The organism is Vibrio sp. F13, assembly GCF_020806305.2.
Lineage (GTDB): Bacteria > Pseudomonadota > Gammaproteobacteria > Enterobacterales > Vibrionaceae > Vibrio > Vibrio crassostreae_C.
In genome coordinates this window covers 2866961-2887992 of the sequence record NZ_CP170175.1, presented here as the reverse complement: position 1 = coordinate 2887992, position 21032 = coordinate 2866961, and the positions used below count along the sequence as shown (strand labels likewise).

General features: G+C 43.5%; 19 protein-coding genes and 1 riboswitch. Of the genes, 10 read left to right on the top strand and 9 right to left on the bottom strand.

Features of this window, described 5'->3' with window-relative positions; translation table 11 throughout:
- Positions 1-41: 41 nt before the first annotated feature.
- The gene (gene cmoM, locus LMH68_RS13355; RefSeq protein ID WP_229647097.1) at positions 42-827 is read right to left on the bottom strand and encodes a tRNA uridine 5-oxyacetic acid(34) methyltransferase CmoM; all 786 of its coding nucleotides are present in this window, start codon (positions 825-827) and stop codon (positions 42-44) included.
- A gap of 115 nt (positions 828-942) precedes the next feature.
- Here cmoM and elyC point away from each other — a divergent pair, with 115 nt between their 5' ends.
- Positions 943-1803 (top strand): envelope biogenesis factor ElyC, encoded by an 861-nt coding sequence (gene elyC, locus LMH68_RS13350; RefSeq protein WP_229647098.1) that lies wholly within the window; start codon positions 943-945, stop codon positions 1801-1803.
- A 157-nt stretch (positions 1804-1960) separates the two neighbouring features.
- Here elyC and torR read toward each other — a convergent pair whose 3' ends face one another.
- Positions 1961-2674, bottom strand: coding sequence for a two-component system response regulator TorR (gene torR / locus LMH68_RS13345; RefSeq protein ID WP_017067841.1), 714 nt, complete (start codon positions 2672-2674; stop codon positions 1961-1963).
- A gap of 285 nt (positions 2675-2959) precedes the next feature.
- Here torR and torD point away from each other — a divergent pair, with 285 nt between their 5' ends.
- The 5 genes from torD (at position 2960) to LMH68_RS13320 (ending at position 7099) form a co-directional block, all read left to right on the top strand.
- Positions 2960-3607: a molecular chaperone TorD gene (gene torD / locus LMH68_RS13340; RefSeq protein WP_017062095.1), complete on the top strand. Its 648-nt coding sequence runs from the start codon at positions 2960-2962 to the stop codon at positions 3605-3607.
- Positions 3608-3923: 316 nt separating this feature from the next.
- Positions 3924-4928 carry an HTH-type transcriptional repressor PurR gene (purR, locus tag LMH68_RS13335; RefSeq protein ID WP_017063507.1) on the top strand — a complete coding sequence of 335 codons (1005 nt, stop codon included), beginning with the start codon at positions 3924-3926 and terminating at the stop codon, positions 4926-4928.
- Between the two features lie 170 nt (positions 4929-5098).
- Positions 5099-5184: riboswitch (cyclic di-GMP riboswitch) on the top strand.
- 127 nt (positions 5185-5311) lie between these two features.
- Positions 5312-5902 (top strand): TfoX/Sxy family DNA transformation protein, encoded by a 591-nt coding sequence (locus tag LMH68_RS13330; RefSeq protein ID WP_019820997.1) that lies wholly within the window; start codon positions 5312-5314, stop codon positions 5900-5902.
- Positions 5903-6036: 134 nt separating this feature from the next.
- Positions 6037-6717: a TVP38/TMEM64 family protein gene (locus tag LMH68_RS13325; protein WP_017072239.1), complete on the top strand. Its 681-nt coding sequence runs from the start codon at positions 6037-6039 to the stop codon at positions 6715-6717.
- A gap of 64 nt (positions 6718-6781) precedes the next feature.
- Positions 6782-7099, top strand: coding sequence for a DUF2007 domain-containing protein (locus tag LMH68_RS13320; protein WP_017062099.1), 318 nt, complete (start codon positions 6782-6784; stop codon positions 7097-7099).
- A gap of 131 nt (positions 7100-7230) precedes the next feature.
- On the opposite strand, the gene LMH68_RS13315 is transcribed toward LMH68_RS13320, so the two are convergent.
- From LMH68_RS13315 to topA, 4 genes are all read right to left on the bottom strand, one after another.
- On the bottom strand, positions 7231-8028 hold the full coding sequence (locus LMH68_RS13315) for an alpha/beta fold hydrolase (RefSeq protein WP_017062100.1): 798 nt from the start codon (positions 8026-8028) through the stop codon (positions 7231-7233).
- Positions 8029-8313: 285 nt separating this feature from the next.
- Positions 8314-9768 carry a glycogen synthase GlgA gene (gene glgA, locus LMH68_RS13310; protein ID WP_229647099.1) on the bottom strand — a complete coding sequence of 485 codons (1455 nt, stop codon included), beginning with the start codon at positions 9766-9768 and terminating at the stop codon, positions 8314-8316.
- Positions 9758-10987, bottom strand: coding sequence for a glucose-1-phosphate adenylyltransferase (glgC, locus tag LMH68_RS13305; protein ID WP_080582251.1), 1230 nt, complete (start codon positions 10985-10987; stop codon positions 9758-9760). The genes glgA and glgC overlap by 11 nt, the downstream gene beginning before the upstream one ends.
- Before the next feature lie 525 nt (positions 10988-11512).
- Positions 11513-14143 (bottom strand): type I DNA topoisomerase, encoded by a 2631-nt coding sequence (gene topA / locus LMH68_RS13300; protein WP_229647100.1) that lies wholly within the window; start codon positions 14141-14143, stop codon positions 11513-11515.
- Positions 14144-14582: 439 nt separating this feature from the next.
- Between topA and LMH68_RS13295 the strand changes: the two genes are divergently transcribed.
- Positions 14583-14828, top strand: coding sequence for a YciN family protein (locus LMH68_RS13295; protein ID WP_017062104.1), 246 nt, complete (start codon positions 14583-14585; stop codon positions 14826-14828).
- Positions 14829-14889: 61 nt separating this feature from the next.
- On the opposite strand, the gene aroA is transcribed toward LMH68_RS13295, so the two are convergent.
- Both aroA and LMH68_RS13285 read right to left on the bottom strand, forming a co-directional pair.
- A complete protein-coding gene (aroA, locus tag LMH68_RS13290) occupies positions 14890-16170 on the bottom strand; it encodes a 3-phosphoshikimate 1-carboxyvinyltransferase (protein WP_017062105.1) in 1281 nt (426 codons plus the stop codon).
- A 162-nt stretch (positions 16171-16332) separates the two neighbouring features.
- Complete coding sequence (locus tag LMH68_RS13285; RefSeq protein WP_229647101.1) at positions 16333-16788, bottom strand: glycine zipper 2TM domain-containing protein; 456 nt, start codon at positions 16786-16788, stop codon at positions 16333-16335.
- 53 nt (positions 16789-16841) lie between these two features.
- Between LMH68_RS13285 and aat the strand changes: the two genes are divergently transcribed.
- From aat to infA, 3 genes are all read left to right on the top strand, one after another.
- A complete protein-coding gene (aat, locus tag LMH68_RS13280; protein WP_017063504.1) occupies positions 16842-17552 on the top strand; it encodes a leucyl/phenylalanyl-tRNA--protein transferase in 711 nt (236 codons plus the stop codon).
- Positions 17552-18250: an arginyltransferase gene (locus LMH68_RS13275; protein ID WP_017062107.1), complete on the top strand. Its 699-nt coding sequence runs from the start codon at positions 17552-17554 to the stop codon at positions 18248-18250. Before aat ends, LMH68_RS13275 begins: the two co-directional genes overlap by 1 nt.
- Before the next feature lie 81 nt (positions 18251-18331).
- Positions 18332-18550 carry a translation initiation factor IF-1 gene (gene infA / locus LMH68_RS13270; protein ID WP_001040192.1) on the top strand — a complete coding sequence of 73 codons (219 nt, stop codon included), beginning with the start codon at positions 18332-18334 and terminating at the stop codon, positions 18548-18550.
- Between the two features lie 200 nt (positions 18551-18750).
- Here infA and clpA read toward each other — a convergent pair whose 3' ends face one another.
- Positions 18751-21024 (bottom strand): ATP-dependent Clp protease ATP-binding subunit ClpA, encoded by a 2274-nt coding sequence (gene clpA, locus LMH68_RS13265; RefSeq protein WP_017062108.1) that lies wholly within the window; start codon positions 21022-21024, stop codon positions 18751-18753.
- Positions 21025-21032 lie beyond the last annotated feature (8 nt).

Here is a 21032-nt window from a genome sequence, read left to right as displayed (position 1 = left end):
CATAGCGCATGTTGTGGCTTCTTTTACCACATTCACCGCTGTTATTGCGCAGGTTTTTGAGCCCAAACGTGAATATAACGGCCTAGTGACAGATATGGCTCTTGGCGACATAGCTGTTTTTCCAGTTCCAATACATCTTCAAATTGGTAATCGCCCATGTACTCCATATTACCTATGTAGTCACTGAAAGAGCGAATGCCTGATTTACCACAGATTTCTAGACCAGCGTCTTCTATCCATTGATAAACCTCTTCCGGCTTCAAGCCTTTTTGTGGTTGCAGCTTAAACCGTTTTCGATGTGGCATCCCATTCAATACATGAGGAATGTTGCCACAAATCACATTTTTCAGGACTAATCCGTGGTGGTTGTAAAACATTATCGAGGCGACGCCACCCGGTTTAACTTGTTCAAGCAATAAATCAAGTGCCTCTTTAGGATCGGCTAACCATTCCATTACGGCATGAAACATCACAAAATCGACTTTCTCATCGAGATGTTCTGCGACTTTTTGTAGTGGTGAATGAATAAATCGATATTGCTCTAGCAAACCCGCTCCGCTGATACTTTCTTCTGCGAGCTTCAACATTTCAGAAGAGAGGTCACAAAGAGAAACGTTATGCCCAAGCGCGGCAATTTTTTGCGACATCTGCGCAAGTCCGCCTCCAGCATCAAGCACATGCAGCGGCGAAGCTGATTGCTCAAACTTGCTCAAAGCTTGTTCTAAATCTTCCCATACGATGATCTGACGGATCTCTCCTTTGTCAGAGCCGTAAATGTTTTTTGCAAATTTGTGGGCAATATCGTCGAAATTACGGTCTTCTGTCACGGCTACTTGAGTTATTATGTCCTATCGTGCCTGCTATTCTGTCACAGGAATTTCAGGAATAAAGAGGCGATGTCTCTTTTTACTACTAAGTGATGTTTTTTCGGACTATTCGGATATGTTTGAGCTGAAAAAAGTAGTGTCTTCGCTATTGATGCCACTGCCAGCAATGTTAATTCTCGCTTTTCTGGGTTTAGCCCTAGTGATGTTTACTACCAAAAGGAAGACGGGTTGCTTAATCACCCTTTCAGCCCTATGTGGTATTTTCCTAATCGCTTTCCAACCAGTTTCTAGTCAACTTTTAATGCCAATGGAAAGGCAACACACCGCTTTTTTACCTGTCGATGAAACCGTCGATTACGTAATGGTTCTCGGAAGTGGTCACGTCGTAGACGACCAAATTCCACCGACATCAGAACTTAGCCGCACCGGCCTGATGCGTTTAAGTGAAGGGATTCGTATTCTACGCCTTTACCCTGGTGCAAAACTCATTTTGTCTGGCTATGGCGCAGGCACTGAAGTCAGTAACGCAAGAATGATGGCTAAAGTTGCATTAGCACTTGGCGTAGCAAAGCCCGACATCATTCTGCTTGAAACCGCAAAAGACACCTGGGAAGAAGCTCGCCAAGCCGCTGCGTTCGTTAAGAATAAAAAAATGGTTCTGGTGACTTCAGCGAGCCATATGACTCGTGCACTCAATGAATTCCATGCAGCTGGTATGAAACCACTGCCTGCACCAACCAACTACCTTGCACAAGAAGGCGTTGTTGAGCCTTGGAATAAGTACATGCCAAAAGCTCTCTACCTTGAGCAGACTGAGCGTTACTGGCACGAAACCATGGGATTAGTTTGGCAAGATTTACGTGATTGGCTTGATACAAGCAATGACATTGTTGAAGAGCCGGTGATTCCAGAAGCTTCCAGCTTAGTTGAAGATGACGGTGAAGTTTCTGCGGCTCAGCCTCAGGAAGCCAATTGAATCTTTAAACTCATACTGAGCAGACTGAGTCGGCAAGTATTTTTAGGTTCTCTGTTCGTTAACAATGAAAGCTAAGCAATAAAAAAGCCGAGACATCAATGGTGTCTCGGCTTTTTACGTTTAAATGTCGTTGTTGATTAATCACTTCCGAAGGAAATCAATCACCAGCGAACATGTAACCTTCACCGTGAACCGTCACAAAAATTTGTGGGTTCTTAGGATCAAACTCCATTTTTGCACGCATACGACGAATCAATACGTCGATAGTACGGTCATTAGGCGCGTCCACTCGGTGGCTAATCATATTCAAAATACGTTCGCGGCTTAATACTTGGTTAGGGTAAGAAGACAATGCCACTAGCAGTTCGTATTCTGCTTTGGTCAATTTCACCGGTTCGCCGTTTTTGCTTAACGCACGACGAGGGATATCAAATGTCCACTCACCAAAACGAACCACAGACTCATCTGATGTTTCTTCTACAGCGCCCGCTGCTGTTTTACGAGCAGCAGAGATACGCCAAAGTAGGTTTTTAACTCGAACTAATAACTCGCGAAGTTCGAAGGGTTTAGTAACGTAATCGTCAGCGCCCATTTCAAGGCCTACGATCTTGTCGATGCTATCCGTGCGTCCAGTAACTAAAATAATTCCAATGTCTGATTGACTGCGTAATTCGCGAGTTAGCATCAATCCATCTTCGCCTGGTAAGTTGATGTCCAGCATAATGAGGTCAACGTTGTTTTCTTCTAACACGTTTCTCATTTGAGCGCCGCTTTCTGCTTCGCTCACTGTGTAACCCTCGTTCTGGAAGTATCCAACCAGTTTACTGCGGGTTACCACATCATCTTCTACGACTAATACGTGATAGCTCATCTACACCACTTTTCTTATTTAATAGTTTCAGTGACTATTCTATTCATAACTAGTAACAATTCTAGTGGTACAGAAGATAAAAGCCAGAAACATGGATTTTTTTTGATACAAGACAATCTTAAACCTTGCTATTTATCGTCCATCGCAATTCAATATAGGCATTACTACTAACGAGTAACTTTGCGTTTCGCAAATAACCTTGTTATTCAGCCTTGGTGTGCTTATGCCCAAGTGACTTCAAGATGCATATAAGCAACATCACAAGACTAAGTCAGGATCTAACAAATGAAAGATACGAAAGCGTTCAACGAGCAAAGAGCAGAAATATACTGGTGGCTATCAAGCTTATTTGCCAAAGAGCTCACTCAAGAAGAACTCGATCACTACCACTCTGTTGAAATTCGTTCTTTCCTAACTGGTTTAGGCGAAAATGAGACACTAAAGCCAGCGATTGATAAGTTAGTGGATGCGCTGAACCGCCTACAAACTCGTGAAGATGCTCAGCTAGAACTGTCTGCAGACTTTTGCGATCTTTTCTTAAAGACAGATAAGCACGGCGCTCTTCCTTACGCTTCAATGTATATCGGCGAAACTGGCCTTTTGAATGATAAGCCAGCAAAAGATATGGAAGAGATCATGGCTAAGCACAACTTAGTTGTGAACCAAGATCTAAAAGAGCCAGCAGACCACATTGCTATCGAACTCGATTTCCTTGGTAACTTGATCATTCGTTCAAACGAAACGAATATTGAAGAAGAACTAGAGAATTCATTTGCCGCTCAACAGCAGTTTATCGAACAACAACTGCTGACTTGGTTACCAAAGTTCAACGTGAAATGTCATGACGTTGATGAATTCGGTTTCTACGCCTCCGTCTCATCGTTGCTACTCGCATTCTGTCAATTAGACACTCAATATTTAGCTGGTGAATAGCTTATTGGATGACTCGTTAAATAAATTCAGAAGAATGTGACAATTCACCCGGATTTCCGGGTGAATTTTATTGCGAGTAATTTCTAGTCAGTCTAAAATTGTGACCGCAAACGATAAAATATGAAACATTCACGAAATGCTATGCTTATTATAGTTTTGAGCATTTTGGTGTTAAGACAAGCCGCTCAATAGCGGTTTTTTGTTTTTTAGCACTTTTAGTACCCAAAGAGCCCTACAAATTTAAGCTCTTAGTTAGGTAGCTTAACGGCTACTTTATTCCGTACTTTGGGAAAGTAGCTTCTAATAGGATAAAACCATGGCCACTATAAAAGATGTCGCTCGCTTAGCCGGCGTATCAACAACAACCGTTTCTCACGTAATCAATAAAACTCGCTTTGTTGCAGAAGCAACGCAAGAAAAAGTAAACAAAGCCGTAGATGAACTGAACTATGCACCAAGTGCTGTTGCTCGTAGCTTGAAGTGTAATACAACACGCACCATCGGCATGCTAGTGACTCAATCAACTAATCTATTCTTCTCTGAAGTTATCGATGGTGTTGAGAGCTACTGCTACCGTCAAGGTTACACTTTGATCCTGTGTAATACGGGCGGTATCTATGAGAAGCAACGTGACTACATTCGAATGCTTGCAGAGAAACGTGTAGATGGCATCTTAGTTATGTGTTCTGACCTAACTGAAGAACTAAGAGAGATGTTAGACCGTCACGCTGACATCCCTAAAGTTATTATGGACTGGGGCCCAGAGAGTTCTCAAGCTGATAAGATCATCGATAACTCTGAAGAAGGTGGCTACCTAGCGACCAAATACCTTATTGAACGCGGTCACTCTAAGATTGCATGTTTAAGTGGCCACTTAGACAAAGCAGCATGTGTTGAACGTATTGCCGGTTACAAGCGCGCACTTAACGAAGCTAAAATTTCTGCAGATGACAATATGATCATCGAAGGCAACTTCGAGTGTGATACGGCTGTTCTTGCTGCAGAACAAATCGTTGAGATGGAAGATCGTCCAACGGCGGTATTCTGCTTTAACGACACAATGGCACTCGGCTTAATGAGCCGACTGCAAGAAAAAGGCATCCGCATTCCTGAAGATATCTCAGTGATCGGTTACGACAACATCGAACTCGCTGAATACTTCTCTCCGCCGTTAACGACAGTTCACCAACCAAAACGTCGTGTTGGTAAGAATGCATTCGAAATTCTATTGGAGCGCATCAAAGACAAAGACCACGAAAAACGCGTCTTCGAAATGCACCCTGAAATTGTTGAACGAAGTACAGTTAAGACGTTAAATTAATTGATAATTCGAGTTTAATTTCATCAAGCGCACCTTTAGGTGCGCTTTTTTTATCAGCAACTATAATGAACCCTTATGCATAAATGAAAGATCATTAATTGAAGCAGTATCACATTTTGAAATATCAAGTGTGAGCTTCATTCAACAAAAACTTTATTCTATTCAATCAGTCACGCACAGGGCAAACCACTCGAAAGAGTGAGACGCAAAGCTTCCGGCCTAAACCACTCGTTGGTATGGTAGCGGGGTTACCGATGGCAAAATGCAGTAACTACTAATAATTTAGTAATTTACGGCTTATTGACAATTTAATTGCAACATTTTGCTAATCTCTCGGACCTGCTTATTTGGTGGCGTAGTTCAAATACACCGAGATAAATAACATGGATAAACCGATACTAAAGGACTCGATGAAGTTATTTGAGTCCCTAGGAAAAATAAAATCACGCTCAATGTTTGGTGGCTTCGGTCTTTTTGCTGATGACACTATGTTTGCTCTGGTTGTAAATGACCAGTTGCACATACGCGCAGACAAAGGCACAACTAAACAATTCGAACAACAAGGGTTTCAACCGTACGTCTACAAAAAACGTGGTTTCCCTGTCGTTACTAAATATTTCGCTTTACCTGAAGGCCTCTGGCAAGACCAAGAGAAAATCTTGCAGCTTGCAACCACGTCTCTAGGTTTTGCTAAAGAAGAAAAAGCTGAGCAGTCTTCTGCTAAGCCGACCCGACTCAAAGATCTGCCTAATCTTCGACTCGCTACCGAGCGTATGTTGAAAAAGGCAGGGATCGATTCTGTAGAACGTTTATATGAATCTGGCTCTGTAAACGCATTTAACGCCATCAAAGAATCGCATGCGTCTTCTGTCAGTATTGAACTACTTTGGGCGCTAGAAGGCGCGATTAATGGTACACATTGGTCTGTTATACCGCAGCAGCGTCGCGAAGAGCTTATCAATCGCGTCAATTAACATTGTCAGTGCAATCTATATACATAACTAAGCCGCATTTACTGCGGCTTTTTTTATATCTGGTGAAAGTTAATCTATGCTTTGCCTGTCTATCTATACTATCGGTATGCATTGAAAATTTAGAGGAAGTATCAATGAGTAAGAAAATGATATTGGGTATTGTGTTGGTCGTAACCATCGTCTTGTTAGGCATCAATTTCGGCCAGTACTTAACGCTTGAAAATGCTAAGGCCCAACAAGCTGTGTTAAATGACTACATTGACAGCAACTTTATTGCGGCTGCCGCTATCTATTTTGTCGCGTATGTCATGATTACGGCTTTCTCCATTCCTGGTGCCGCTGTTGTAACCTTATTAGGGGCCGCGCTATTTGGCTTCTGGAACAGCTTGCTACTGGTATCTTTCGCAAGTGCGATCGGTGCGACCTTAGCTTTCTTAAGTAGCCGTTACCTGTTGCGTGACTGGATTCAAACCAAGTTTGGTGACAAATTGGCGACGATTAACAAGGGGGTTGAAAAAGACGGCGCATTTTACCTGTTTTCTCTGCGTCTGATTCCTGTATTCCCATTTTTCCTTATCAACCTATTGATGGGTCTAACACCGATGTCAGTGAGTCGTTACTACATTACGAGTCAAATCGGGATGTTACCGGGGACGGCGGTTTTCTTGAATGCTGGTACTCAGCTCGCAGAAATTGATTCACTTTCGGGCATCGTCTCCCCTTCAGTACTATTGTCATTTGCATTATTGGGGATATTCCCAATAGTGGCTAAATGGTTGATGGGTAAGTTTCGCTCAGCACCCGTAGCTGAATAATGTATATAGCAGAATAGTTTATAATATCTAAACAACACAGATAGCCGAATAAGGTTCTATTTCAATGAAAATCTTCAGTGCATCGAATCCGACAGAAGCTCATATCATCTGTGGATTGTTAGAAAGCGAGAATATTGCCTGTGAAGTCCGTGGTGAGGGGTTGTTCGGATTAAAGGGGGAAATCCCATTCACTGAAGAAACTGACCCTTACGTATGGTTATATGAGCCAGAATTGGCCAGTAAAGCTCGCATGCTCGTCAATGACTACCAAAAGCAGCAAGATTCGATCATCTATGAAGAGTGGCGTTGTGGTGAGTGTCATGAAGTCAACGAAGCGCAATTCGGCTCTTGCTGGCAGTGCGGTGCTGCCTCACCTGAATAGCAGGGTTTCAGTGACCTGATAGAACGATTCGGTCAGATACCTCCTCCAATTAAAAACGGGAAGCTAAAGTTAGCTTCCCGTTTTTATTTCAATTCGATTAACTCATCATCTTTGATTTCACGCCTAGAAAATCACTGAATTTGTTTTTGAATAAACGCAATCGAACGCTGATTAAACTCTTCAGGGTTTTCCACGTTACACACGTGTCCACAATTCGGGATTTCTACTAGCTCGCTCGATTCATGCGCTGCAACCATTTCTTTTACAGGCTTAATAAACATGTAGTCACGTTCACCCATCAAATAAAGAGTCGGTATTGGTAGCTCTCTATCTTTAAAATATTTCATCAAGGGGTTTACATCAGCTGTTAAGATAAACCAGCGTTTAAATTCTTTCTGGCACAGTTTTTTGGCTTCGCGGATAAAAAGGTGACGAGACTCTTTTTGGCTTTTTTGTGGCATCACAACATAAGCAAAAAGGCTGTATAACCACATGTAAGGAATGATGTGCTTGCTGAGGTTACCCAACTTGATTAACACTTGAGAGCGAGTGTTTAGCTTGGTGACAGCGCCACCCAGTACCATTGAACGTACACGGCCAGCCGCCAGTTCGGCAACGTTACGCACAATAATCGTGCCCAAAGACATGCCAACGAAATGTGCAGAACGGATCTTAAGATGGTCTAACACTTTAAGAATATCAAGCGTCACCGATTTGAACGTATAACGATTCGAAATCAGCCCTTTAAGTATATTGTCTGATTTACCGTGCCCTCTCAGATCAATGAGAAGTAAGTTGAAATGCTGTTTATACGCTTTGATCTGCTTGAACCAGATGGAGGAACTGCCTCCTGCGCCATGCACAAATACAACCCACTCATCGCTCGTAGGGTGAGTAAATGTTTTATGAAATAGTAAACTCTCAGACATACCTATCGCTTTAATTATTGGAATGGAGCTATGCCTCATCACGAGGCGATGACTAAGGATACCACGCTATTAAGAACTTTAAGTGATAATAGTGTCAAACCTATCATTAGTCATGTGAATACCTACCTCACCTTTTCTACCTGACTAAAATGAGTTTGCAAGCTTTGTCTTCGTAAACGTGATGTGCTCTGACCAGGAAACCAAAAGGCACTCTACAATTAGAGCGCCTTCATTTAGTACGAGCGGCAGTTGCTCGCCAGCTAACTTTAAAGCTAAGTCAACAAGTTAAAATGCTGAATGATACATAGCTAGGTATTCTTTAGCCGCATCTTCCCAACTAAAATCTTGCTGCATCGCATAAAGCTGAACACGCTTAATTTCAGATGGGTTTTGTGCGTAAAGCAGTAATGAACGATGTAACACAGCCAATAACGCTTGCGGTGTTGGCTCTTCAAAAGCAAACCCAGTCGCGACTTCAGGATCTTCATCGTAATCATTCACGCTGTCTTTTAAACCTCCCACAGAACGAACAATCGGCAAAGTACCGTAAGCCATGCTGTAGATTTGGTTTAAGCCACACGGTTCAAATTCCGAAGGCATCAAGAAGAAATCAGAGCCTGCTTCAACCAAGTGCGCAAGTTCATTATTGTACGCTTCTACGAACGAGAACTTATCTGAGTGAAGCGCTGATAGCTCTTTCAATTGACTCGCCAAAACCGGATCGCCAGTACCGACAATCACGATCTGAAGATCATTTTTCAAAAACTGTTCGATGATAGGCAGTAAGTAATGAACACCTTTTTGATTCGTCAAGCGACAAACCATGCCATAAACCGCGCAATCGGCAACGGGTAAACCTACATCTTGTTGCAGTTTTTGCTTACAAGCTGATTTTCCGCGAGCCATGCTGTGCTTGGTCGCTTTGTATTTACGAGGAAGGAAAGCATCAGTTTCCGGATTCCAAGCCCCATAATCACACCCATTCAAAATGCCGAACAGATCAGCAGATCTGTGTTGGAATTCTGCAGCCATACCGTGGCTACCTAATTCCGTTTTCAACTCTTCTGCATAGGTAGGACTTACTGCGTTCACTTTATCCGCACACATCACTCCAGCTCTTAGCATAGTGACATGAGTGTCACTCACTGAAGCTTCAGGCGCATGGTAACGGTGCATCTCTGGCAGGAATTGAAGTTCATCGTATGCGAACACACCTTTGAAAACCGCATTGTGGATCGAGATAACACTGCGCGTATTTTCAAAGAAATCGTGTTGTTGATAACGCGATTTAAGCAAGAAAGGAACGAAACCAGTATGCCAGTCATTTGCATGAATGATATCCGGTTGAAAACCAAGCTTAGGAAGCATATCAAGACAGGCTGCACTAAAGAACGAGAAGCGCTCTCCGTTATCAGCATAAGCTTGATTGTTTTCTGCGTACATTTCCGGGCGGTCGAAATACTTGGCACATTCAATACCAAAAACTGGAACGCCTTCTACGCTCAGTTTTTTAACTTGATAAGCCGTATGAGGCCAATGATCGAGTTCAGTCGATAAAATAACTTCTGCTGAATCAATGTTTGGAATGTTTCTATATGCGGGGATAGTCACTCGAACGTCCTGTTCGAGTGTTTGCAACGCTTTCGGCAGTGCCTTGGCTACATCAGCCAAGCCACCACTTTTAATCAAGCCTTCAACTTCAGACGCTACAAAAAGTACCGAGAGAGTCTTAGTAACCAACTCGTGCTCCTTTAGAAATCACTACAACACCATCGTCAGATACGTGGTAATGCTTTTTGTCTTCTGTCAGATTCACACCAATCTGTGTACCCGGTGCGATGTCTGCATCTTTATCAATGATAACGCGGCGCAAGATACAACCCTCACCCACTTTTACATCACCGAGTAAGATACTTTCGCTGATATCACACGCTGATGCGATATTGCTGCGGAAGCCCAATACACTCTTTTCAATACGCGAACCACGTACATAACTACCGCTACACACAAGGCTATCAATGATCTGAATTCGACCATTTGCCGAATCAGTAAACGTAGCTGGTGGTAGTGGCGGGTAATAAGTGTGTAGAGGCCATTTACGGTTGTATAGCGAGAATGGCGCATCTTTCTTAAGAAGGTCCATGTGCGCTTGCCAGTACGCGTCAATCGTACCTACATCGCGCCAGTAAACTTCTTCTTTCTCACCAGTAATACGGTTGGTGCTGAAATCATAAACAAACACGTCACCACGTGGGAACATGTTTGGAATAATATCTTTGCCGAAATCGTGTGTCGAACCTTCTCTATCAGCATCTTCCGTTAGTTCAGCAAAAAGCTCTTTCGCTTCGAACACGTAGTTGCCCATTGAAACGAGCGCTGATTCTGGATCGCCCGGGATCGACTTCGGATTTGCAGGTTTCTCTTCAAAGCCAATCATACGGCCGTCAGCATCAACCTCAATAACACCGAATTCTGATGCTTCAGCAAGCGGCATGCGCAATGCTGATACTGTTAGAGCCGCTTTCTTCTCTTTATGGAAATCAAGCATCTGTTTGATGTCCATCTTATAAATATGGTCTGAACCAAAAATACATACTTGATCAGGTTCTTCCAACTCCATAAAGCCCATGTTTTGGTAGATAGCATCTGCTGTGCCTTCATACCAACGCTTTCCTTTACGCATTTGCGCAGGAATTGGGTCGATAAAACGGTCTGTTATACCACTGATATTCCAGCCTTTTTTCATATGGTGGAACAGTGACTGTGACTTAAATTGTGTTAATACGTAGATCTTCATTAGATCAGCATTAACGAAGTTGTTCAAAGCGAAATCAATTAAGCGGTAACTACCACCGAAAGGAACCGAGGGTTTGCTGCGAGATTCAGTTAAAGGTCTTAAGCGAGAGCCTTCACCACCAGCAAGAATCATTCCCAATACACCAGCCATTTTATTCTCCATATATCTATAGCTTGTCGATGTTAGTACTCGTAGAGGTATCTTCCTCTGGGGGATGAGCACCAACACTTATTTCGGTATTTAGCGAATATCCATTCACATACAGTGACAATATCCTAAGCCAAACGTTGTTATGTGTGCACTATTCTTTGCACTTGGTTTTATATACGTTATCGACTTTTCGGCCGAATTCAATTTTTAATACGCCATTCTGTGGTACGTAAGCTGATTGCTTTCCTAAGACTTAAAGCAGCTCACACTACACCGTCCAGACGAAACATTACATTAACACCCGACACACATCAGGTATACAACTAAACGCTGATCTGTGAGTTACAATATTTTAATTAAGTTACATTTTCGTTAAAGTTGCATAAGAAGATATGATTAATTGCCGCCATTAATTTCGCGGTGTGAATTTAATAAATCCCCACCGACGAAACACCAGGTCAACAAGTTGCATAATTAGTCATATTGAGATCAAAAAAAAAGCAGCCATTAGGCTGCTTTTTCATCAATAACGTTCAGTTACTTCTCTTTAGGCTTTTTACGCTTATCCGTAACTTCCCACTTACCGTCGATGTACAACGCAGTCCAACCGGACGGTTTTCCATCTACTTCAGTACGAACGTAGTTTTCTTTAGTCTTACGACTAAAACGAACCACTGTCGGCTTACCATCAGGGTCAGCAACTGGCGCTGATGCTAGGTATTGGAACTTAGGTGAGATACGGTCTTTAAAACGAACCAACTCTTCCACTAATGGTGCACGTGTTTCACGTGATTTAGGGAAGTTGCTCGCAGCCATAAATAGACCAGAAGCACCATCACGAAGAACAAAGTACGCGTCTGAATTTTCACATGGAAGTTCAGGGAAATGTACCGGGTCTTCTTTCGGTGGCGCAACTTCGCCATTTTTTAGAATCTTACGAGTGTTCTTACAATCGTCATTGGTACAATCCATGTATTTACCAAAACGACCGTTCTTCAGAACCATGTCAGAACCACACTTGTCACACTCAACAAGTGGACCATCATAGCCTTTCACTTTAAATTCGCCGTGCTCAACCACATAACCTTCACAGTTCGGGTTGTTACCACATACGTGCATCTTACGCTTATCATCGATTAGATAAGCATCCATTGCCGTTTCACAAATAGGACAACGCTTTTTAGCTCGAAGTGCTGCTGTTTCAACGTCTTCTTCAAGCACGTTGATAATGCCTTCTTCATCACCAAGGTTGATTGTTGTCTTACAACGCTCTTTTGGTGGAAGTGCATAGCCAGAACAACCAAGGAATACGCCTGTCGAAGCAGTACGAATACCCATTTTACGACTACAAGTCGGACACTCAATATCGGTTTCCACGATATGATTTGGCTTCATGCCACCAGCGTCTTCGTCTAAATCTGCTTTTTCCAAATCGCCAGTAAAGTCTTCGAAGAAGTTATCTAGCACGCCTTTCCAGCTTGCTTCGCCTTCTGCGATTTGGTCCAACTTCTGCTCCATACGAGCAGTGAAGTCGTAGTTCATTAGGTCGTTGAAGCTGCCGTCTAGACGGTCAGTAACAATTTCACCCATCTTCTCAGCATAGAAACGACGCTGTTCAACTTTTACATAACCACGATCTTGAATCGTCGAGATGATAGATGCGTATGTTGAAGGACGACCAATACCACGCTTCTCAAGCTCTTTAACTAGCGCCGCTTCAGTGAAACGAGCCGGTGGCTTAGTGAAGTGCTGTTTAGGGTCTAGCGCGATCAGGTCAAGCTTATCGCCGATCTGAACTGCTGGAAGGATCGTATCTTCGTTCTTACCCATTGGACGCTGAACACGAGTCCAACCATCAAATTTAAGGATACGACCTTTCGCTTTTAACGTGTACTCATCGGCTTTAACGCTTACTGTCGTTGAATCGTATTGAGCTGGTGTCATTTGACACGCAACGAATTGATTCCAAATTAGCGAATAAAGCTTGTGTGCGTCTGCATCTACGCCGTTTAGGTCTTCCGACTTAACATCTACACTTGAAGGACGAATCGCTTCGTGGGCCTCTTGAGCGCCCTCTTTGCTGCCGTATACAAGTGCTTTAGGTGGAAGGTATTGCGCGCCGTACTCAGAACCAATGTATTCACGAGCGGCTTCTACAGCTTCTGAACTCAAGTTGGTTGAGTCAGTACGCATATAAGTGATGTAACCCGCTTCATACAGGCGTTGAGCCAGCATCATGGTTTTCTTTACGCCATAACCAAGACGGGTACTCGCCGCTTGTTGCAGTGTCGACGTGATGTAAGGTGCAGACGGCTTACTCTTAGTTGGGCGGTCTTCACGTTTACAGACTTCGTATTGCGCTTTTTCTAAAACGCTAACTGCAGCTTGTGTTTGCGCTTCATTATCAGGTTTAAACGCAACGCCGTCTTTCTGAGCGACTTGCAGTCTGAAATCTGTTTTCTCTGCTGTTTTGGTATCAGCATGCACATCCCAAAACTCTTCAGGGATAAAAGCGTTGATCTCGCGCTCGCGCTCAACCAGTAGTTTTACAGCGACTGATTGAACACGGCCAGCGGATAGGCCTCGTGCTACTTTTTTCCAAAGCAAAGGTGACACCATAAAGCCAACAACACGGTCCATAAAACGTCGTGCTTGTTGTGCGTTTACGCCGTCAATGTTTAGCTCACCCGGAGTTTCGAAGGCTTGTTGAATAGCATTCTTAGTGATTTCGTTAAAAACCACTCGCTTGTATCGCGTTTCATCGCCGCCGATGATCTCACGAAGGTGCCATGCGATAGCTTCTCCTTCGCGGTCCAAATCGGTTGCGAGATAAACATGGTCTGCGTTTTCAGCCAGTTTTTGCAATTCAGCAACAACTTTTTCTTTACCCGGTAGAATTTGATAATTCGCTTCCCACTCTTTATATGGGTTGATACCCATCTTTTTGATAAGAGCTTTGCGATCTTTTTCTTTCTTGATACGAGCTTTATCTTCTGGGCTCATACCCTTGGTTGAAACTGCAGCAGCCTTTTGACCAGTACTTTGACCCGCCGTTGGTAAATCACGTACGTGACCTACACTCGACTTAACGACAAAGTCTTTGCCAAGATATTTATTGATAGTTTTAGCCTTGGCTGGCGACTCCACTATAACGAGCGATTTACCCATATTGACTCTAACGTCCTTAATCACGATGCTTCAGCACCAACAATTTAGCTTGTGGGCTTTTACGCATGATATTCTAAATTCATTGCTTCTTTTTTTACTATTGTGCGAGATTACTAGAAGATCAACCGCTTTTTTCAAAATTGGATCTGATCGCTCGACAATTCGACGACTCATAGATAAAAGGGTCACAATATAAAGAAGCTATAAAGTACTCACTAAGAATACTTGCAAGAGCCTATTCATCAGGCATTACGTCTAAACGGGCTCATACTAAGCTTGTCCGCGAATCTAACGCGAGCCCCATTCAATTATTTTTGCCGTAAATCACAAAATAAATTGTGGATGTTTGAAAAGACTCTCTTAATCGGTTGTGAAATCATTGAATTTCTAGTTCGACACCATAAACTCAACGTTATATTCAGTTATCAGAGATAAACTCATGACAAAGAAAGTAATAGCAGAATTTGATTTACTGCTTATCGCAAACCAAATTATCCAATCACATGATGACTACATTGAAGGCATGCGCGCAAACAGCGTAGTAGAAAAAGACGATGTACTCGTCTTCAAAGGTGAATACTTCTTAGACAGCAATGGAATGCCGACCGAGAATACAACCGCGGTATTTAACATGTTTAAATACTTAGCGCACCACCTTTCGAAAGAATTTACAATTCAGCAATAATTAAAAAGCTTGCCACTTAGGCAAGCTTTTTTGTTCCTAAACCTTTACATACTAAGCATTTTTATAGACTTAGCATTTTCAGCTTGTCGAAGTAATCAGGGAATGTCTTTGACGTACAACCTGGATCATTAATCGTCACAGGCGTATCGCTCAAGGCAACCAGCGAGAAACACATCGCCATACGGTGATCATCGTAAGTATCAATCGCCGCGTGAGTCAGTTCAGCCACAGGGTTAACAATGATGTAATCTTCACCCTCTTCCACTTCAGCGCCGACTTTACGTAGCTCTGTTGCCATTGCAGCCAAGCGGTCTGTCTCTTTCACACGCCAGTTGTAGACATTACGGATTGCCGTTGTGCCTTTTGCAAACAATGCGGTTGTCGCAATAGTCATCGCAGCATCTGGGATATGGTTATAGTCCATATCAATGCCTTTCAGCTCGCCACAACGAGAGATAACGTAGTCGTCACCCCATTCGATTTCCGCACCCATTTTCTCAAGCGCATCAGCGAATTGGATATCACCTTGGATACTGTTTTTACCAATACCAGTGACCTTAATCTCACCACCTTTGATAGCAGCGGCTGCAAGGAAATATGACGCAGATGATGCATCACCTTCAACCAAGAAATCACCCGGTGCCGAGTAAGATTGCCCGGTAGGAATCACAAACTCTTGGTAATCATTATTGATCACGTCCACACCAAATTGCTTCATGATGTGCAGCGTAATATCGATGTAAGGTTTAGAAACCAATTCACCGTCAATTTTAATGGTCACTTCACCTTCAGCTAAGGGCGCAGCCATCAAAAATGCCGTCAAGAATTGACTAGAGATAGAACCGTCGATAGAAACTGTACCGCTCTTCAGACCTGTACCTGTGATCTTCAATGGTGGGTAGTTTTCGTTCTCTAAGTATTCAACATCGGCACCGGCTTCTCGCAGTGCTGTTACCAAGTGGCCAATTGGGCGCTCTTTCATACGAGGCTCACCAGTAAGAACGTATTCACCGCGACCTAAACATAGTGCAGCCGCCAACGGACGCATCGCCGTACCCGCATTACCTAAGAAAAGCTCTAGGGCTTTGTCACTTGAAAATGCACCACCAACACCTGTCACTTCACAAACGGTTTTGTCTGCAGACAACTGATAATCAACACCTAACTGAGTTAATGCATTCAACATATGACGAATATCATCACTGTCTAGCAAGTTTGTTAGGCGAGTGGTTCCCGTAGAAAGTGCAGCCAAAAGAAGTGCACGGTTGGAAACGCTTTTTGAACCAGGTAGGTTAACTTCCCCGTTCACTTTTTGAATTGGTTGTAACGTAAGGCTTTCCATTAAATCTTATAGTCCTTGTACCACCCGAAGTCACTGGCGCGTATTTATTTTCGGGTGATGAATAATTCTTCGTACTTGCAGACTAACGAACTTTTCCAACGAACTCCAGAGCTAATCCGGCCCAAACCGGTGATTAATTAGCCAATCAATCGTATTTATATACTAGTACACGATATCAACTCGAACACCATCTGAAAAATAGAGAATTCGTACATCATCGCCTCGGTTGAACAGCATCGAGTTATCGACATTTTGGATAATGTTGACCAACTTGTCGTCTTTGGTTTTGACCAATAACTCGACCAGTTTGTACTCTACTTTATATTGTGTGTTACCTCGGTTACGAGCAATACCCGCACCTGCTACTGCACCTACAGCTGTCGCCACTTCTTTACCAGTGCCGCCGCCAAACTGGTTACCAATCAAGCCACCAATCGCCGCACCTAACAAGGTTTCCCAACCATTCGCTTTCGACTCAACGATCTCTTGCTGAGTGATGTATCTGACCGTATCAATCTCACCATAAACCACCTCGTTTACTGGTCGAGCTTGGTTTCTGTTGTAAGCTGCATTTGCCAACATGGGCAAAACAAGTAAAATCCAAAGCAACTTCTTCATGGTAAAACTCCTAAAGACCTCTTGGTCAGTGATTAATCTGTAATGCGGTACTTATGACTATATACCTAACCGAACTTGATACTACTAGTATAGAGTTTCCTTCGCCTTTCGACGCGCTTGATGACCCCAACGGTCTGCTCGCCTTCGGTGGTGATTTATCACCAATGCGAATTTTAAACGCTTATAGCCAAGGTATATTTCCATGGTATGGCCCAGGTGAGCCTATACTTTGGTGGAGCCCTGCACCGCGAGCGGTATTTAATCCTAAGACATTCGAACCGTCAAAAAGTCTTAAAAAGTTTCAAAGAAAGCACAATTACCGAGTCAGCATCAACCAAGCGACGGACAGAGTAATTGGTTATTGCTCTTCACTAAGACCCGAAGAAGAAACCTGGCTAAACAGCGACATGCAGTCAGCCTACCGCAAACTCGCTTCATTAGGTTTCTGCCACTCGGTTGAGGTTTGGCAAGATGATGAACTGATCGGTGGACTTTACGGCTTACAAAGAGGCCAAGTCTTTTGCGGTGAATCGATGTTCAGCCTAAAGACCAATGCCTCTAAAATTGCGCTGTGGTACTTTTGTAAACACTTTACCCGATTCGGCGGACAACTGATTGATTGCCAAGTCATGAACCCTCACTTGGAATCCTTGGGCGCTATCGAGGTTGATAGGGATGAATTCCTAGGCTCTCTGCAATTACTCAAAGAGTTCTCCGTTGACGATGCATGCTTTAAAACCCAATGGCTAAAGGAAATGCCTTAATGAATCCAGATTTACAACAAATCAGAATTGGATTAACAGACAATCACGCTTGCAGCTACTTACCTCACTTCGAAGAGAGAGTGGCGGTCACGCTTGACGAACACATGCACACCTCAGATAACTATGAAGTTCTGCTTGCGAATGGATTTCGCCGCAGTGGTTCAACCATTTATAAGCCACATTGCGATAATTGCTCAGCATGCCAAGCGATTCGGCTTTCAATTCCTGAGGTTAAGCTTTCCAAAAGCCAACGACGGATCCTTAACAAAGGAAAATCACTACGTTGGGAACTGAAAGATGAGATGGATGACAACTGGTTTGACTTATACAGTCGCTATATCACCGCTCGTCACCGTTCGGGAACCATGTACCCACCCAAGAAAGAAGAGTTTCTACAATTCTCTAAAAATGAGTGGCTTACTACAAAGTTCATGCACATCTATGATGAGAACAAGTTGGTTGGTATCGCCGTAACCGACATCATGGCTCACTGTACGAGCGCGTTTTATACCTTCTTCGCTCCTGATATAGACATTTCGATGGGAACACTTGGCGTTCTATTTCAGATCCAACATGCCCAGAAAGAACAAAAACAATGGTTATATTTGGGTTATCAAATCGATGAATGCCCTGCGATGAACTATAAAGTACGATTTCAACGTCATCAAAGGCTAGTAAATCAGCGGTGGCAAGGGTAGAATACGCGACAACTTTACATATTTTGATTTTAACGGCACAATCAAGCCGTTGAAAACCGCCAAATTTCGAAAGAGGATTAGATGGCTAAAGAAGACGTAATCGAGATGCAAGGCACTGTCCTTGATACTCTACCAAACACAATGTTCCGTGTTGAGCTTGAAAACGGTCACGTAGTGACAGCACACATCTCTGGTAAAATGCGTAAGAACTACATCCGTATTCTTACTGGTGATAAAGTAACTGTTGAGATGACTCCATACGACCTTTCTAAAGGCCGCATCGTCTTCCGTGCTCGTTAATTTTTAATTAGCGAATACAATAAGAAGCGGAGCTTAAGGCTCCGTTTTTTATTGCCTGAGCTTTTTACTACACAAGCACATCAATCTCGCATCTCGCATCTCGCATCTCGCATCTCGCATCTCGCATCTCGCAAGCATAAAAAACGCACAACCGAAGTCATGCGTTTTATGTTTAAGCCCTTGAATTATCGTTCACTTCGTTAGTGCATAACCTCTTCTTTAGCACCAACATAGATGAAATCCAATTCGTCTTTTTTCAGGGATACTTTAACCGTACCGCCATCAACCAAGCTACCAAACAGTAACTCGTTAGCAAGTGGCTTCTTAAGCTTCTCTTGAATCACACGTCCCATTGGACGAGCACCCATGGTCTTGTCATAGCCTTTATCAGCCAACCAGTGACGAGCATCCTCAGAAACCTCTAAAGACACGCCACGAGCGTCCAGTTGAACCTGAAGCTCAACAATGAATTTATCAACTACTTGGCTAATCACACTTGGATCAAGGCTGTTGAACCAAATGATATTATCAAGACGGTTACGGAACTCAGGAGTAAATACCTTCTTGATTTCACCCATCGCATCTGGCGCATGATCTTGTTGGATCAGGCCGATCGATTTCTTCTCGGTTTCAGCCACACCTGCGTTGGTCGTCATCACTAGAATCACATTACGGAAGTCCGCTTTGCGACCATTGTTGTCAGTTAGCGTGCCGTTATCCATTACCTGCAGTAGCAAGTTAAAGATATCTGGGTGAGCTTTCTCGATTTCATCCAGTAACACAACAGAGTGCGGGTTCTTGATTACGGCATCCGTTAGCAAACCACCTTGGTCGTAACCAACATAACCAGGAGGCGCACCAATCAAGCGGCTCACTGAGTGTCGCTCACCGTACTCAGACATATCAAAGCGCAGAAGCTCAATACCCATCAACTTAGACAGCTGAACAGTCACCTCTGTTTTACCGACACCAGTAGGACCAGCAAACAAGAATGAACCAACAGGTTTATTGTCTGCACCCAATCCAGCACGGGTCAGCTTAATCGCTTCACTCAATACATCGATTGCAGGGTCTTGTCCGAATACCAACATTTTCATGCGCTCATCCAGTTTCTGGAGTGTATCTTTGTCTGAAGACGATACTGACTTTTCAGGAATACGCGCCATTTTCGCAACCATTGACTCAATATCAGCCACGCTTACCGTTTTCTTACGACGGCTTGCAGGTGCCAAACGACTACGAGCGCCCGCTTCATCGATTACGTCAATGGCCTTATCAGGAAGGTGGCGTTCATTAATGTATTTAGCTGACAGTTCCACAGCGGCACGCAACGCTTTGTTGGTGTAGCGCACTTCGTGGTGAGCTTCGTATTTTGGCTTCAAGCCAATCAGGATCTTGGTCGTATCGTCTAGCGATGGTTCAATAATATCTATTTTCTGGAAGCGACGAGCTAAAGCACGCTCCTTCTCAAAAATACTGCTGTACTCTTGGTACGTTGTTGAACCGATGCAACGTAATTTGCCACTGCTTAGTAGTGGTTTAATTAAGTTTGCCGCATCAACCTGACCACCCGATGCAGCCCCGGCACCGATAATGGTGTGGATCTCATCGATGAACAGAATCGCGTCTTCTTCTTTCTCCAGTTGCTTAAGAATCGCTTTAAAACGTTTCTCAAAGTCACCACGATATTTGGTTCCGGCTAACAGTGAACCGATATCTAGAGAATAAATTACGCTGCTCTGAATGATTTCAGGCACTTGTCCTTCAACGATGCGCCATGCAAGACCTTCCGCGATGGCAGTTTTACCTACCCCCGCTTCACCCACTAACAGAGGGTTGTTCTTACGACGACGACACAGAACTTGGATAGTGCGTTCTAGCTCTTTGTCACGACCGATTAGTGGGTCAATATTGCCCTGCTTTGCGACTTCGTTAAGGTTAGTAGCAAAATTTTCTAAACGGTCTTCAGAGTTAGCTTCTTCAGCATTTTCTGCACCACCAAATGAATCGGATGATGAAGGACTGTCGCCTTCGTTGCTCGCTTTGGTAATACCGTGTGAGATGAAGTTAACAATATCTAAGCGACTAATGTCGTTTTTCTTGAGAAGATATGCCGCGTGAGATTCTTGCTCACTAAAAATAGCCACAAGTACGTTAGCACCTGTTACTTCGCTGCGACCTGAAGATTGAACATGAAAAACAGCGCGTTGAAGTACTCGTTGGAAGCTCAACGTAGGCTGAGTTTCGCGAGTTTCGTCGCTTTCAGGGATAAGTGGGGTCGTTTGATCGATAAAAATATCGAGCTCATTGCGAAGAGCATCGAGATCAGCCTGACAAGCTTGGAGCGCTTCCTTGGCCGCATCATTTTCTAATAATGCTAGTAGGAGGTGTTCGACAGTCATGAATTCATGTCGCTTGTCTCGCGCACGAGCAAATGCGCCATTTAAACTCGTCTCTAATTCTTTATTTAGCATAAGTACCT

Excerpts from the sequence above, each read along its gene's own strand:
- elyC (WP_229647098.1), top strand. The coding sequence starts at position 943 with ATGTTTGAGCTGAAAAAAGTAGTGTCTTCGCTATTGATGCCACTGCCA.
- torR (WP_017067841.1), bottom strand. The coding sequence starts at position 2,674 with ATGAGCTATCACGTATTAGTCGTAGAAGATGATGTGGTAACCCGCAGT.
- torD (WP_017062095.1), top strand. The coding sequence starts at position 2,960 with ATGAAAGATACGAAAGCGTTCAACGAGCAAAGAGCAGAAATATACTGG.
- purR (WP_017063507.1), top strand. The coding sequence starts at position 3,924 with ATGGCCACTATAAAAGATGTCGCTCGCTTAGCCGGCGTATCAACAACA.
- LMH68_RS13330 (WP_019820997.1), top strand. The coding sequence starts at position 5,312 with ATGGATAAACCGATACTAAAGGACTCGATGAAGTTATTTGAGTCCCTA.
- LMH68_RS13325 (WP_017072239.1), top strand. The coding sequence starts at position 6,037 with ATGAGTAAGAAAATGATATTGGGTATTGTGTTGGTCGTAACCATCGTC.
- LMH68_RS13320 (WP_017062099.1), top strand. The coding sequence starts at position 6,782 with ATGAAAATCTTCAGTGCATCGAATCCGACAGAAGCTCATATCATCTGT.
- LMH68_RS13315 (WP_017062100.1), bottom strand. The coding sequence starts at position 8,028 with ATGTCTGAGAGTTTACTATTTCATAAAACATTTACTCACCCTACGAGC.
- glgC (WP_080582251.1), bottom strand. The coding sequence starts at position 10,987 with ATGGAGAATAAAATGGCTGGTGTATTGGGAATGATTCTTGCTGGTGGT.
- topA (WP_229647100.1), bottom strand. The coding sequence starts at position 14,143 with ATGGGTAAATCGCTCGTTATAGTGGAGTCGCCAGCCAAGGCTAAAACT.
- LMH68_RS13295 (WP_017062104.1), top strand. The coding sequence starts at position 14,583 with ATGACAAAGAAAGTAATAGCAGAATTTGATTTACTGCTTATCGCAAAC.
- aroA (WP_017062105.1), bottom strand. The coding sequence starts at position 16,170 with ATGGAAAGCCTTACGTTACAACCAATTCAAAAAGTGAACGGGGAAGTT.
- LMH68_RS13285 (WP_229647101.1), bottom strand. The coding sequence starts at position 16,788 with ATGAAGAAGTTGCTTTGGATTTTACTTGTTTTGCCCATGTTGGCAAAT.
- aat (WP_017063504.1), top strand. The coding sequence starts at position 16,842 with ATGACTATATACCTAACCGAACTTGATACTACTAGTATAGAGTTTCCT.
- LMH68_RS13275 (WP_017062107.1), top strand. The coding sequence starts at position 17,552 with ATGAATCCAGATTTACAACAAATCAGAATTGGATTAACAGACAATCAC.
- infA (WP_001040192.1), top strand. The coding sequence starts at position 18,332 with ATGGCTAAAGAAGACGTAATCGAGATGCAAGGCACTGTCCTTGATACT.
- clpA (WP_017062108.1), bottom strand. The coding sequence starts at position 21,024 with ATGCTAAATAAAGAATTAGAGACGAGTTTAAATGGCGCATTTGCTCGT.